We start from the raw sequence: 12,051 nt of genomic DNA on the forward strand, positions 1-12,051 counted from the left end.
GTTGTTTCTAGTTGGGTTAATGCTGATTCTTATTGTGCGCCTCACCTTAAAGGATCCCCTCCTAAAAAACAATCTGATAACAGTTGTAATCACGGGTTCTGTGAGCCAGGGAACAAGCGGCGATGAAAGCGGAGAGGAATATGCGATAAATGGGAGGAAAGACACAGATTTCCTGTGTCCTCCTCACCATTAAGAGGTAAATGTGACTGCTTCAGGACTGGAAAGCCAGTGCCCGACGCTCACACCAGCGGAAACCAATTGTTAACAATCCATTCATGGTCAGATAGAGCGCTCCGGCCACGGTGAACACCGCCAGAGTGTCATAGGTCTGGGCATTGAGACGCTGGGCCAGCCCCATGATGTCCATGATGGTAATGGTGCTCGCGAGCGAACTCCCCTTGAGCACCAGGATCACCTCGTTGGAATAGGCGGGGACCAGCCGACGGGCGGCATGGCGGGTCTTCATCCACAGGGTCTGTCCGGCCGAGAAGCCGAGCGCACGGCAGGCCTCCACCTCACCGGCGGGGATGGCGTCGAGCGCCCCCTTGAACAGCCGGGTGGAGTAGGCTGCTGTATTGAAACCGAGCGCCAGCACGGCGCAGAACCAGGGCTGCTTGAGCAGCGGCCAGAGCGGCCCCGCCTTGAGCCATTCAAACTGGCCAGGCCCGTAGTAAATGAGAAAGATCTGGATGAGCAGCGGCGTACCGGTAAAGACCAGTACCCAGAGCTGCACCAGCTGGGTCGCCACCGGAATGCGACGCTCCAGCACCCAGGTCATGCCGGCCGCCATCAGCACGCCCAGCAACAAGCTGAACACGGTGAGCTGCAGGGTGATCGCCAACCCTCCCAGCAGGGTCATCAGGTAATCCTGCATGGTCAGCCTCCGTAACGGCGGGTATAGCGGGACGCCTGCTTCAAGCCGAATTCACTCACCAGACTGATGGCCAGATAGATGAGGGCGGCAGCGGCGTACCAGGTGAAGGGTTGATAGGTGCTGGCCGAAGCCATCTGTGCCTGACGCATCATCTCGTTCACCCCGATGAGAGAGACCAGAGCGGTGTCTTTCAACAGCACCAGCCACTGGTTGCCGAGCCCGGGCAAGGCGTGACGCCAGGCCTGGGGCAGCACGATGCGAAAGAAGGTGTGCCCCTTGCCCAGGCCGAGCGCCTGCGCCGCCAGCCGCTGCCCAGGGGGCACCGCATTGAGGGCGGCACGCAGGGTCTGGGTGGCGTAGCTCGCAAACAGCAGGGAGAGCGCCAGCACACCGCAGGCGAACGGGCTGAACTCCACATACTCCCCGGTGATGAGGAACAGCACCTGGGTCGAGCCGAAGTAGATGAAGAGCACCACCAGCAACTCGGGCAGACCACGGATCAAGGTGGTCAGGGTGGCCACGGGCCACACCAGCCAACGCTGCTTGCTCAACTCAGCCGCACTGAATGCCAGTGCCAGCACCATGCCACCGACCAGGGATGCCAGGGCCAGCCCGAGGGTCATCCAGGCTGCATCCAACAACAGGCTTAACATGGCTTACTGCGCGAAGTACTTGTCATAGATCTTCTGATAGGTACCGTTGGCCTTGATCTCGGCCAGCCCCTTGTTCAGCTGGGTCAGCAGTTCCTGGTTGCCCTTGGCCACCGCGATGCCAAAACCGGTGCCGAAGTACTTGGCGTCGGTCACCGGGGTACCCACCACGGCGTATTCCTTGTGCTGCTTGAGCCAGTCGGCGGCCACCGCCGTATCGGCAAACACGCCGTCAGTGCGGCCATTCATCATGTCGAGGAAGGCGCTCTGGTAGCTGGCGTAGGGCACGGTCAACAGACCCTTACTCACCCAGTTGTCCACCAGATAGGACTGGTGAGAGGTGCCGTTCTGCACGCCGACTGTCTTGTCCACCAGATCGTCCGGCCCCTTGAAGGTCTCTTTCTTGGCGACGAACACCGCGGAGTTCTCGTAATAGATGTCGGAGAAGTCGACCTGGGCGGCCCGCTCCGGCGTCACGTCCATGGCGGCGATGACGGCATCATAGCGACGGAACTTGAGGCTGGGGATCAGGCTGTCGAAGGCCTGGTTGTGGAAGCTGCACTCCAGCTTGGCCTGCTCGCAGACAGCGCGGGCCAGATCGATGTCAAACCCCTGGAACTCGTTCTTGTCATCCAGGTATTCGAACGGCGCATAGGTTGCCTCGGTGGCGAACTTGATCTCTTTGGCCAGCACAGAAGTGCTCAGCAGACCCATGGCGGCGATCAGCAACAGACTCTTTTTCATGACAGCTTCCTTATCGACTCAATATCAATGCATCAAGAATTCGGCAAACCGACTGGTTTGCGGGGACTGGAAGATGGCGGCGGTGCCGGATTCGATGATCCGCCCCTTCTCCAGATAGATCACCTGACTGGCCACCTTGCGGGCGAACTCCACCTCGTGGGTCACCACCACCTGGGTGATGCCGGTCTGGCTCAGGGTGCGGATGATCTCCGCCACCTCTTTGGTAATTTCGGGATCCAGGGCAGCCGTCGGTTCGTCAAACAGCAGCACCTGGGGATCCATCATCAGGGTCCGGGCAATGGCGACCCGCTGCTGCTGGCCACCGGAAAGCCGTGCGGGCCAAGCGTCCCGTTTGTCGGCCAGTTGCAGCTGGGCCAGCAGATAGGCCCCTTTATCGATGGCCGCCTCGCGGCTCATGCCGAGCACCTTGACGGGCGCTTCAATCAGATTCTCCATCACGGTGAGGTGCGGCCACAGATTGTACTGCTGGAACACCATGCCCACCTTGCGGCGCAGCGCCTGTGCCTGACGGTTGAATTCGGCAGTAGAGAGGCTGGACGGGAAAGAAAATTCACTGTCTGCGATGCGCAACACACCGGCATCCGGCGTGTCCAGCAAGTTCATCATGCGCAGCAGAGAGCTCTTGCCTGCCCCGCTCGGGCCCAGCAATACCAAGGTCTCGCCGGGAGCAGTCCGAAAGCTCACCTGCTGCAGTACCGGCACCTTGTGCCAGGATTTTTCGATGCCGATTAATTCGATACCCATACAGCCCAATTGAATAAGTTTTCAAAATTTCGTCCTGATTCTAGCGCCAGCATAAGTTGATGCAAGCTATATTTGAATCAATATGCAGAACAAGCGCCGCTTCCTTGCCAAAACAGGCATATGAATGCAAAATAGCAGCGCTGTTCGTATCTGCCGCCTGAGCGTGACAGGCGGTCACTCCCCTCATTCGTGAGTCCAAGATGAAACATAACGACAAGCAAGAAAAACTGGCCAAGGCCTTTAAAGCCTTGCTGAAAGAGGAGCGTTTCGGCTCCCAGGCAGAGATAGTGACTGCCCTGCAAGAGATGGGCTTCGAGAACATCAACCAATCCAAGGTCTCGCGCATGCTGAGCCGCTTCGGCGCCGTTCGCACCCGTAATGCCAAGATGGAGATGGTCTACTGTCTGCCGGTGGAGCTGGGCGTGCCCACCACCTCCAGCCCCCTCAAGAACCTGGTGCTGGATGTCGACCACAACGGCGCTCTGGTGGTGATCCACACCAGCCCCGGCGCAGCCCAGCTGATCGCCCGCCTGCTTGACTCCCTCGGCAAGGCCGAAGGGATCCTCGGCACCATCGCCGGTGATGACACCATCTTCATCACCCCGACCAGCGATACCGACATCGAGGAGCTCTACCTCTCCGCCCTCGAGCTGTTCGAGCAGACGCCCTGATCCGGTCGCCTTGGGCGATCCGCACAAAAATCCCGGCCTTGGCCGGGATTTTTTGTTTTGAGCGGTCGGCAGGCCGGGCTTATTTGCCCTCGGCCACCAGAAAATCGACGGAAGGGGCGAAGAAGGCCGCGCCGGTCACCGCCCGGGTGAAGCGCAGCAGGTGATCGAAGTGGCTGCCTTCCCCTTTGTACATGCTGGCCAGCATGGCGTTGAAGTGCAGCGGCGTGCGGCAGCAGGAGATGAAGTAGAGCCCCTGCTCGCTCATGGTGCCCCAGGGCATGCTCTGACGCAGGATCTCCATGGACTCCCCCTTCGGGGTCTTGAGGTTGACCCGCTTGATGTGGGAAGTGAGCGGCTTGTCGGCGGACTCGTATTCGATGTTGTCGACCTTGGTGCGGCCTATGATGTCTTCCTGCTCCTTCAGGGCCAGCTTCTCCCAGTCGCTCATGGCGTGGACCCAGCGCTGCACGTGGATGTAGGAGCCACCGGCGAACTCGCCGCCGTCCAGCAACGCCACCACGGCGCGGTGCTCATCCTGCGGGTTCTCGGTGCCGTCGACGAAACCGGTCAGATCCCGGCAATCCTGGTTGCGAAAACCGCGGACTTCCTCGGCCAATTCAACAAGCCCGGCCAGCAGGGCCATGACGCGATGACCGGCATGATGCAGCACGTCCACCCGATCAGCACGCAACTGCACGAACAGATCGAACGGGGTATTGGGGGCCTCCTGACCGTTGGCGGATTGCGCCATGAAACCGCGGAACTGGGGCGGCCGGGCGGCAGGATAGAGATCATCCCAGGCGTCGGCCCCGACGGCGACCAGACCGCTGAAGGCCGCATCGGGGAAGTCGGCGCTCACCGCCTCCCAGAGTGCTGGCAGGCTGGCCAGGCGGGAGGTCAGGGCAGCGGCGTCACCGGTGCGATTGAACATCAGATAGAGGGCGTGCAGATTCGGCTCTGCGCAGATCCCGGCTTGGGCTTTCATGTCTCTCTCCAAGTGCGTTGGCTATGGGCGTGGCGCGATTATAAACCAGCGCGCTTCCAGTTCATTGATTTCACGACAATACCACGCACTCAGGGCAAGGGGTCAAACAACACCAGGGCATGAGGCGCCACGGTCACCCGCGCGCTCCCCCCTTCCAGGGGCTCACCGATGCTGGCTTCCAGTTGCTGGCCGCCACACTCCACCAGTACCCGGCAGTGATGGCCCAGGAACTGTTGCTCACGCACCCGGAGCTCACCGTCATCCGCCGCCGTCAGCGCCAGTTGCTGAGGTCTGAGCATGAGCTGCAACCGCTCCCCCACCGCGCGGCCATGGGGCTCCTGACCGCAGATGGTTCCAAGGAGGGTCTGCACGCAGTGGCTGTCCACCACCTCGGCCGCCAGATAATTGACCCCGCCGAGAAACTCCGCCACGAAGCGGTTCCCAGGGCGGCGATAGAGCTGCTCCGGCTCCCCCACCTGCTCGATGCGACCGGCGCGAAACAGGGCAAGCCGATCGGCGAAGGCGAAGGCCTCTTCCTTGCTGTGGCTGACGAAGATGGCGCCAATGCCTTGCTGTTTGAGCAGGGCGCGGATCTCGAGGATCAGCTTCATCCGCACCTGGGTGTCGATGTTGGAGAAGGGCTCGTCCAGCAGCATCAGGCGCGGCTTGCACACCAGGGCGCGGGCGATGGCCACCCGCTGCTGCTGGCCGCCGGAGAGCTGATGGGGATAGCGCTCCCCCAACCCCTGCAGGTTGACCAGCGCCAGCGCCTCGTCCACCTGTTGCTGGCGGCTGCCGCGATCCTGCCCGGTCAGGCCGAAGCCGACGTTCTCGGCCACCGTCAGGTGAGGAAAGAGAGCGTAATCCTGGAAGATCATGCCGATATGGCGGGCCTCCGGCGGCACACTCACGCCGGGGGCATCGAGCAGGGTCTCTCCCAGCCGGATCTCCCCCTGGGCCAGGGGCAGCAGACCGGCCACCGCCTTGAGCAGCGTGGTCTTGCCACAGCCGCTGGCCCCCAGCAGACAGACAATCTCGTTGTCGGCCACCTGCAGGGAGAGCTGCTCCAGCACGGGGCGCCCATTGTAGTGACAGCTGACCTTCTCGATATTCAGGCAGGACAAGGTTCTTTTCCTCTCGCGTAGTGATGCCGGACGGGGCCGCTCAATGGCCTGGACCATCCAGGGTACGGTTGATCCACAGCAGGGGAATCAGCCCCACCAGCACGATGACGATGGCACCGAGCGCCCCCCGCTCCAGCATCTCGTCCGAGACGAACTGATAGACGTGGGTCGCCAGGGTTTCGAAGTTGAACGGCCGCAGCAGCAGGGCGGCGGGCAGCTCCTTCATGGATTCGATGAACACCAGCATGGCGCCGGCAAAGAGGCCGCGCCGTACCAGCGGCAGGTGAATGCGACGCAGCATGCCGCCCGCCCCCTGCCCCAGAGAGCGGGCCGCCATGTCGAGGCTGGGGGAGATCTTGCTCATGCTGCTCTCCACCGACCCGATGGCGATGGCCACGAAGCGCACCAGATAGCCGAACACGATGGCGGTGAGGGTGCCGGTCAGGAGCAGACCGGGGCCCGGCATCCCGAGCCACTCGGCCAGATCGTTGATGCCAAAATCCAGGGCCGTGAGCGGCACCAGCACGCCGATGGCCAGCACGGTCCCCGGCATGGCATAGCCCATGGCGGCGAGGCGCAGGGGCAGCAGGCTGCGAGTCCCCCCATCGAGGCGACGGAAGAAGCCGAGCAGCAGGGCAATGGCCATGGCCAGCAGGGCGGTCAGGGCCGAGATGGCGAGGCTGTTGCCCGCAAAGCGCACGAATTCGGGCGTCCACGACAGCGCGAAGTAACGCACCCCGTAATCGAGCAGGATGACGAACGGCAGGGCGAACCCCGCCAGCACCAGGCCCCAGCACCAGAGCCCGGCCAGCACGCCCCTCAGGCCCCCGAGGGGGTAACGCAGGGGCTGCTCGAAGCCCATGGACTTCTGGAACACCTGCTGGCGCTGGCGGGAGCGGCGCTCCAGCGCGATGAGCAGCACCACCGCCAGCAGCATCAGACAGGAGAGCTTGGCGGCGGTCGCCAGGCTGCCGTAGCCGAGCCAGGTGTCGTAGATGGCAGTGGTCAGGGTGTTGATGGCAAAGAAGTGGACGGTGGCAAAGTCCGCCAGCGTTTCCATCGCGACCAGAGATGCCCCAACCATGATGGCCGGGCGGGCCAGGGGGAGGCTCAGGCGGCGAAAGCTCTGCCAGGGGGTGCAGCCGAGCAGGCGGCTGGAGTGAATGAGGCTGACCGACTGCTCCAGGAAGGAGGCCCGTGCCAGCAGATAGACATAGGGGAAGAGCACCAGCGCCAGCACCCAGGCGGCGCCACCGAGGGAGCGAATGGCCGGGAACCAGTAGTCGGCCGGTCCCTGCCAGCCAAACAGGGCACGCAGCCCCGCCTGCAGCGGGCCCGAGTAGTCGAGCAGGTCGGTATAGACGTAGGCCACGATATAGGAGGGCATCGCCATGGGCAGCATCAGCGCCCATTGCAGGGCGCGGCGCCCCGGCACCTCGCACATGGCCACCAGCCAGGCGGTGGGCACCCCGAACAGCAGGCTGAGGCAGACCACCCCCAGCACCAGGCCGGACGTGTTTCGCAGATAGTCGGGCAGTACGGTATCGGCGAGGTGGGCAAACAGTTCCCCATCAGCCGAGAAGGCGGAGAAGACCAGGGCGAGTACCGGCAAACCCAGCAGCAGAGCGGTGACCCAGCTGCCGGCAATCCATCCAAAATGTTTCATGAGTCCACAGAAGTTGATGGGGCCGTTGGCCCCATCTGATTACAAGTCGAATTTCACTTCATCCAGCAGTTGCAAGGCGTCCTTGCGGTGCTTGGCATAATCGCTGACCGGCATGGGGTCAGACTTGAACGTGCCCCAGGACTTGACCATGGCAGAAGGCTCGACCCCCGCCTTGACCGGGTACTCGGCATTCACATCCGCATACATGTGCTGGGCGGTATCCCCGGAGAGGAACTCCATCAGCTTCTGTGCTGCATCCTTGTTCTTGGCATACTTGGTCATGGCCACGCCGCTCACGTTGACGTGGGCACCGCGATCACCCTGGTTCGGGAAGTTGATTTCCACCGCGTCGGCCCAGGACTTCTGCGCCGGATCCTTCAACATGGCACCCAGGTAGTAGCTGTTGCCCAGGGAGACATCACAGATGCCGTCCTTGATCGCCTTGACCTGATCACGGTCGTTGCCCTGGGGCTTGCGCGCCAGGTTGGCCTTGACCCCTTCCAGCCAGGTCTTGGTATCCGCCATGCCGTGATGGGCAATCATGGACGAAACCAGCGCCACATTGTACTCGTGCTTGCCGCTACGGGTACAAATTTTTCCTTTGAATTCAGGCTTGACCAGATCTTCGTAGCGGATGGTGTCGAGCTTGCCAAGACGCTCCTTGCTGGAGTAGATGGCACGCACCCGGGTGGTCAGGGCGAACCAGCGGTTGTCCGGATCGCGATAGATGGAGGGGATGTTCTCCTGCAGCGTCTTGCTGTCCACAGGCTGCACCAGGTCCTTGTCCACCAGCTCGGTCAGACGGCTGATGTCCACGGTCAGCATCAGATCGGCCGGAGAGAGCTTACCTTCCCGTTCCAGACGCTCGTTCAGCCCCTCTTTGGCAAACACCACATTGACCTTGATCCCGGTCTCCTTCTCGAACTGCTGGATGATGGGCTTGATCAGCTCATCCTGACGGTTCGAATAGACGTTTACCTCCTGGGCGGCGAACGCCGACTGGGCGACAAGCGTGGAGAAAGCCAGTGCCAACATCTTCATTTTCATCATCCGTTCCTTGTCTGCGTAAAGAGTGATAACCATTTTCGTTTGCATTCTGCATGAATCGGGAGGAGAGGATCAAGGCGGTTTGCTGGGTTGGAACGATCTATTTAATCAGCGGCCAAACAAAAAGACCGGATGGAATCCCATCCGGTCTTTCGACGACCACCCATTCACACTGTCGGCAGAACCTGCCCGGACCTTTGCCCGACCCGGCCGGGCAAAGGGGCGTACTCAGAGCGCCTCGTCGTCGCTCTCACCAGTACGAATACGCACCGCTTGCAGCAGGTCATAGACGAAAATCTTGCCGTCACCGATCTTGCCGGTATAGGCCGCCTTGCAGATGGCCTCGATCACCCCTTCGACGTTCTCGTCTGCGGTGGCGATCTCCAGCTTCACCTTCGGCAGAAAGTCGACCTGGTACTCGGCCCCCCGGTATAATTCGGTGTGCCCCTTCTGGCGACCAAAACCCTTCACTTCGGAGACGGTCAGGCCTTCCACCCCCAGGTTGGCGATGGCCTCGCGCACGTCGTCCAACTTGAAAGGTTTGATAATCGCAGTAATCAGCTTCATCTGGTTGCTCCCAATCCATGGTATGTCACGAATGGGTCATCAATTCTTGTGCCAAGTATTTTTATCGTTTATTTTCATATAGATAGATATGACACTCTGAGCCGGAAAGGCTCAGGATCACCAAGGAAGCGCATCTCGCCCCATAATGAGGCACCAAGCTGCACCAGACTCCCTTGATGCACCAAATGAGAGCATCACCCCATGTTAGTCATCTCCAACAGCGTGATCATCCCCTGGCATGAACTGCAATTCCAGACCATGCGGGCCCAGGGCAATGGCGGCCAGCACGTCAACAAGACCGACTCCGCCGTCTGGCTGCGCTTCGATTATCGCGACTCCCCCAGCCTGCCGCCGCTCTACAAGGAGGGACTGGAGCGGCTCAGCGACAGCCGGGTTCACGACGGCTTCATCCAGATCAGGGTCGAGACCCATCGCAGCCAGGACATGAATCGCAAGGAGGCCATGAGCCGCCTGACCGAGCTGCTGAAAAAAGCCGCCTGGCGCCCCAAGGCCCGCCACGCCACCAAGCCGACCCGCAGCTCCCAACGCAAGCGGGTCGATGCCAAGAAACGCAAGGGAGAGATCAAATCCACCCGCGGCAAGCCCGTGCTGGAGTGACCTGCCACAACCCCGAGGACAAGAGAATGCAGTACAGCTTTTGTGAATGTGCCAAGGGGCCCCTACTCATCGCCATCGATGGGGCCGGGCTGCGCCACGTGGAATTCATGCAAGGGGAGCGCCCCGTCCTGCCGCAACCGGAGTGGCAGCGGGATGATGTCGCCCTGGCCCCCTTTGTCGAGCAGTTTGCCGCCTACTTTGCCGGCCGACTGCGGCGCTTCGATCTCCCCCTGGCCGCCACGGGCACACCATTCCAGCAGGCCGTGTGGCAGGCACTGTGCGATATCCCCTACGGCGAGACCGTCAGCTACCTCCAGATTGCAGAGGCCATCGGCAACCCCAGGGCGGTGCGGGCGGTGGGCGCCGCCAACGGCCGCAATCCCCTCAGCATCATAGTGCCCTGCCACAGGGTCATAGGGCGCAGCGGTGAACTGACCGGCTACGGGGGAGGCATCCCCATCAAGCGCTGGTTGCTGGCACTGGAGCAGGAGACCGCAGACCACTTCGCGCTGACCCCATGAAAGGGCGCGCCTCCTGTCAAATGCGGGTTGCGGGTGCAGGCACCACAGACCGCAGGCCACTCGCGCGGATCCTCTGACGAGCGGCATCTCCATCACATACGAGTTGCTGGTCCCAACAGCAGACAGCAGGCGGTATTGCACTATCCATGACGGGCAACACCACAATTACATGCTGGTTGTTTGCCATCTGGCAGCATGGTTACGTGATTCGTTGAGCCGGCACCGGGATAATCTGTCGCCGGATCCGCCCCATGGCAGGAGCGTGCCCACCGCCCCGATTCATCTTTCCTTTGAGCCGCACAACAAAATAAATCACTGATTATTTATTTTATTTCAGCATCAAACATTTAAAAATCACATTGCAGCAGCATTTTGAAAATGAACACAGTATGAAGAATCGCCTCAGAAGCGCTTCAGAGAGCATCAGGCATCATGGCTTCACACTTGGATGGGACGGCTCATCCCTCATTCAGGTGGCACCCATGTGACGCTTCCAATCTGTCTTTTCCCCGCGCCTCCCCAGAGGCGCTTTTTTTGCCTGCAAGCGGGTGCAAAAAAGCCCGCCGAAGCGGGCAATGACCGGAAGGTGCTGACTTCCAGGGTCTATCAGAGGGCGAGGAACAAGCCTGCCAGGGAGGCGCTCATCAGGTTTGCCAGCACCCCCGCCAGGATGGCGCGCATGCCGTAGCGGGCGATGAAGGACTTGCGCTCCGGCACCATGGCCCCCAGGCCGCCGATGAGGATCGCCATGGAAGAGATATTGGCGAAACCGCACAGGGCGAAGGTGACGATGGCCTTGCTCGACTCGTTCAGGGTCTGATCCTGCACCAGGGCAATGAAGGCGACGAACTCGTTGATGACGATCTTGGTGCCGATCAGGGCACCGGCTGCCTGGGCCTGATCCCAGGGCACACCGATCAGCCAGGAGACGGGGGCGAACAGCCAGCCCAGGATGATCTGGAAGCTCAGATCCAGCCCCACCAGGTCGCCGGCCCAGCCCAGCAGGCCGTTGAGCAGGGCGATCACGCCGACGAAGGCCAGCAGGGTCGCCCCCACGGCGACGGCGATGTTGAGACCCGCCATGGCACCATCGGCGGCCGCTTCAATGACGTTGGTGGCGCGGGGGATCTCCACGTCTTCGTGGTGATCTTCCTCTTGCGCGGCGGGCGGCACCAGGATCTTGGCCATGGCAAGCCCGGCAGGGGCGGACATGAAGGCCGCCGCAATCAGGTATTTCAGCTCGACCCCGATGCTGGCGTAGCCCACCAGGGTGCCGCCGGCTACCGAGGCCAGCCCGCAGCTCATCACCGCAAAGAACTGGGAATCGGACATCCTGGAGAGATAGGGTTTGACCACCAGCGGCGCTTCCACCATGCCGACGAAGATGTTGGCGGTGGCAGAGAGGCTCTCGGCGCGGCCGGTGCCCAGCAATTTCTGCAGGCCGCCGCCGAGCAGGGCGATCACTTTGGGCATCAGGCCGATGTGATAGAGGATGGCGATCAGCGCGGAGAAGAAGATGATCACCGGCAGCACGTTGAAGGCGAAGATGAAACCGAGTTTGAACTTGGCCAGATCCCCGAACAGGAAGGCAATCCCCTCCTGGCCGTAGCCGATGACGCTGCTGACGCTCTCGCTGACACCGTTCAAGACCTGCTGACCGGCGGGCAGCCAGAGCACCAGGGCGGCGAAGAGCACTTGCAGGCAGAGGGCAAAGCCCACTGTTCGCAACGGGATACGACGACGATTATCAGAGCAGAGTGCGGCCAGGGCCAGGATGCTCAGGATACCAAGCAGGGCAATCATGGGGATTCCATCCAGT

13 protein-coding genes are annotated in these 12,051 nt (G+C 61.5%); 3 read left to right on the forward strand and 10 right to left on the reverse strand.

Features of this window, described 5'->3' with window-relative positions:
- Window positions 1-211: 211 nt before the first annotated feature.
- Genes artM through AB5Y68_RS06700 form a run of 4 tightly spaced genes read right to left on the reverse strand, consistent with a single transcriptional unit; the run spans window position 212 to window position 3,033 of the window.
- Window positions 212-874, reverse strand: coding sequence for an arginine ABC transporter permease ArtM (gene artM / locus AB5Y68_RS06685; RefSeq protein WP_039039976.1), 663 nt, complete (start codon window positions 872-874; stop codon window positions 212-214).
- 2 nt (window positions 875-876) lie between these two features.
- On the reverse strand, window positions 877-1,527 hold the full coding sequence (gene artQ / locus AB5Y68_RS06690; protein WP_010673074.1) for an arginine ABC transporter permease ArtQ: 651 nt from the start codon (window positions 1,525-1,527) through the stop codon (window positions 877-879).
- 3 nt (window positions 1,528-1,530) lie between these two features.
- A complete protein-coding gene (locus AB5Y68_RS06695) occupies window positions 1,531-2,268 on the reverse strand; it encodes an arginine ABC transporter substrate-binding protein (protein ID WP_010673073.1) in 738 nt (245 codons plus the stop codon).
- Between the two features lie 24 nt (window positions 2,269-2,292).
- Window positions 2,293-3,033 (reverse strand): ATP-binding cassette domain-containing protein, encoded by a 741-nt coding sequence (locus tag AB5Y68_RS06700; RefSeq protein ID WP_039039975.1) that lies wholly within the window; start codon window positions 3,031-3,033, stop codon window positions 2,293-2,295.
- 200 nt (window positions 3,034-3,233) lie between these two features.
- Here AB5Y68_RS06700 and argR point away from each other — a divergent pair, with 200 nt between their 5' ends.
- A complete protein-coding gene (gene argR, locus AB5Y68_RS06705) occupies window positions 3,234-3,704 on the forward strand; it encodes a transcriptional regulator ArgR (RefSeq protein ID WP_005308670.1) in 471 nt (156 codons plus the stop codon).
- 79 nt (window positions 3,705-3,783) lie between these two features.
- Here argR and AB5Y68_RS06710 read toward each other — a convergent pair whose 3' ends face one another.
- From AB5Y68_RS06710 to glnK, 5 genes are all read right to left on the reverse strand, one after another.
- A complete protein-coding gene (locus AB5Y68_RS06710; protein WP_039039974.1) occupies window positions 3,784-4,689 on the reverse strand; it encodes a Dyp-type peroxidase in 906 nt (301 codons plus the stop codon).
- Between the two features lie 89 nt (window positions 4,690-4,778).
- Entirely contained in the window at window positions 4,779-5,813 is a 1,035-nt protein-coding gene (locus AB5Y68_RS06715) for an ABC transporter ATP-binding protein (protein ID WP_039039973.1), read from the reverse strand.
- 40 nt (window positions 5,814-5,853) lie between these two features.
- A complete protein-coding gene (locus AB5Y68_RS06720; protein ID WP_039039972.1) occupies window positions 5,854-7,479 on the reverse strand; it encodes an iron ABC transporter permease in 1,626 nt (541 codons plus the stop codon).
- Between the two features lie 39 nt (window positions 7,480-7,518).
- Window positions 7,519-8,526, reverse strand: a complete 1,008-nt coding sequence (locus tag AB5Y68_RS06725) for a Fe(3+) ABC transporter substrate-binding protein (protein ID WP_039039971.1) — start codon at window positions 8,524-8,526, stop codon at window positions 7,519-7,521.
- Window positions 8,527-8,754: 228 nt separating this feature from the next.
- The gene (gene glnK, locus AB5Y68_RS06730; RefSeq protein WP_005332325.1) at window positions 8,755-9,093 is read right to left on the reverse strand and encodes a P-II family nitrogen regulator; all 339 of its coding nucleotides are present in this window, start codon (window positions 9,091-9,093) and stop codon (window positions 8,755-8,757) included.
- Between the two features lie 201 nt (window positions 9,094-9,294).
- Here glnK and arfB point away from each other — a divergent pair, with 201 nt between their 5' ends.
- Together arfB and AB5Y68_RS06740 are read left to right on the forward strand one after the other, a co-directional pair.
- On the forward strand, window positions 9,295-9,711 hold the full coding sequence (arfB, locus tag AB5Y68_RS06735) for an alternative ribosome rescue aminoacyl-tRNA hydrolase ArfB (RefSeq protein WP_010673067.1): 417 nt from the start codon (window positions 9,295-9,297) through the stop codon (window positions 9,709-9,711).
- A gap of 26 nt (window positions 9,712-9,737) precedes the next feature.
- Window positions 9,738-10,232, forward strand: a complete 495-nt coding sequence (locus AB5Y68_RS06740) for a methylated-DNA--[protein]-cysteine S-methyltransferase (protein ID WP_010673066.1) — start codon at window positions 9,738-9,740, stop codon at window positions 10,230-10,232.
- Window positions 10,233-10,838: 606 nt separating this feature from the next.
- Here AB5Y68_RS06740 and AB5Y68_RS06745 read toward each other — a convergent pair.
- Window positions 10,839-12,035, reverse strand: coding sequence for a NupC/NupG family nucleoside CNT transporter (locus tag AB5Y68_RS06745; RefSeq protein ID WP_039039970.1), 1,197 nt, complete (start codon window positions 12,033-12,035; stop codon window positions 10,839-10,841).
- Window positions 12,036-12,051 lie beyond the last annotated feature (16 nt).

The organism is Aeromonas sp. R6-1 (assembly GCF_040908165.1).
Taxonomy (GTDB): Bacteria; Pseudomonadota; Gammaproteobacteria; order Enterobacterales; family Aeromonadaceae; genus Aeromonas; species Aeromonas caviae.

Bases quoted from the DNA above. Each gene is read 5' to 3' on its own strand.
- AB5Y68_RS06740 (WP_010673066.1), top strand. From the start codon at position 9,738: ATGCAGTACAGCTTTTGTGAATGTGCCAAGGGGCCCCTACTCATCGCC.
- AB5Y68_RS06745 (WP_039039970.1), bottom strand. From the start codon at position 12,035: ATGATTGCCCTGCTTGGTATCCTGAGCATCCTGGCCCTGGCCGCACTC.
- AB5Y68_RS06695 (WP_010673073.1), bottom strand. From the start codon at position 2,268: ATGAAAAAGAGTCTGTTGCTGATCGCCGCCATGGGTCTGCTGAGCACT.
- AB5Y68_RS06720 (WP_039039972.1), bottom strand. From the start codon at position 7,479: ATGAAACATTTTGGATGGATTGCCGGCAGCTGGGTCACCGCTCTGCTG.
- arfB (WP_010673067.1), top strand. From the start codon at position 9,295: ATGTTAGTCATCTCCAACAGCGTGATCATCCCCTGGCATGAACTGCAA.
- AB5Y68_RS06700 (WP_039039975.1), bottom strand. From the start codon at position 3,033: ATGGGTATCGAATTAATCGGCATCGAAAAATCCTGGCACAAGGTGCCG.
- AB5Y68_RS06725 (WP_039039971.1), bottom strand. From the start codon at position 8,526: ATGAAAATGAAGATGTTGGCACTGGCTTTCTCCACGCTTGTCGCCCAG.
- AB5Y68_RS06710 (WP_039039974.1), bottom strand. From the start codon at position 4,689: ATGAAAGCCCAAGCCGGGATCTGCGCAGAGCCGAATCTGCACGCCCTC.
- artM (WP_039039976.1), bottom strand. From the start codon at position 874: ATGCAGGATTACCTGATGACCCTGCTGGGAGGGTTGGCGATCACCCTG.
- argR (WP_005308670.1), top strand. From the start codon at position 3,234: ATGAAACATAACGACAAGCAAGAAAAACTGGCCAAGGCCTTTAAAGCC.
- artQ (WP_010673074.1), bottom strand. From the start codon at position 1,527: ATGTTAAGCCTGTTGTTGGATGCAGCCTGGATGACCCTCGGGCTGGCC.
- glnK (WP_005332325.1), bottom strand. From the start codon at position 9,093: ATGAAGCTGATTACTGCGATTATCAAACCTTTCAAGTTGGACGACGTG.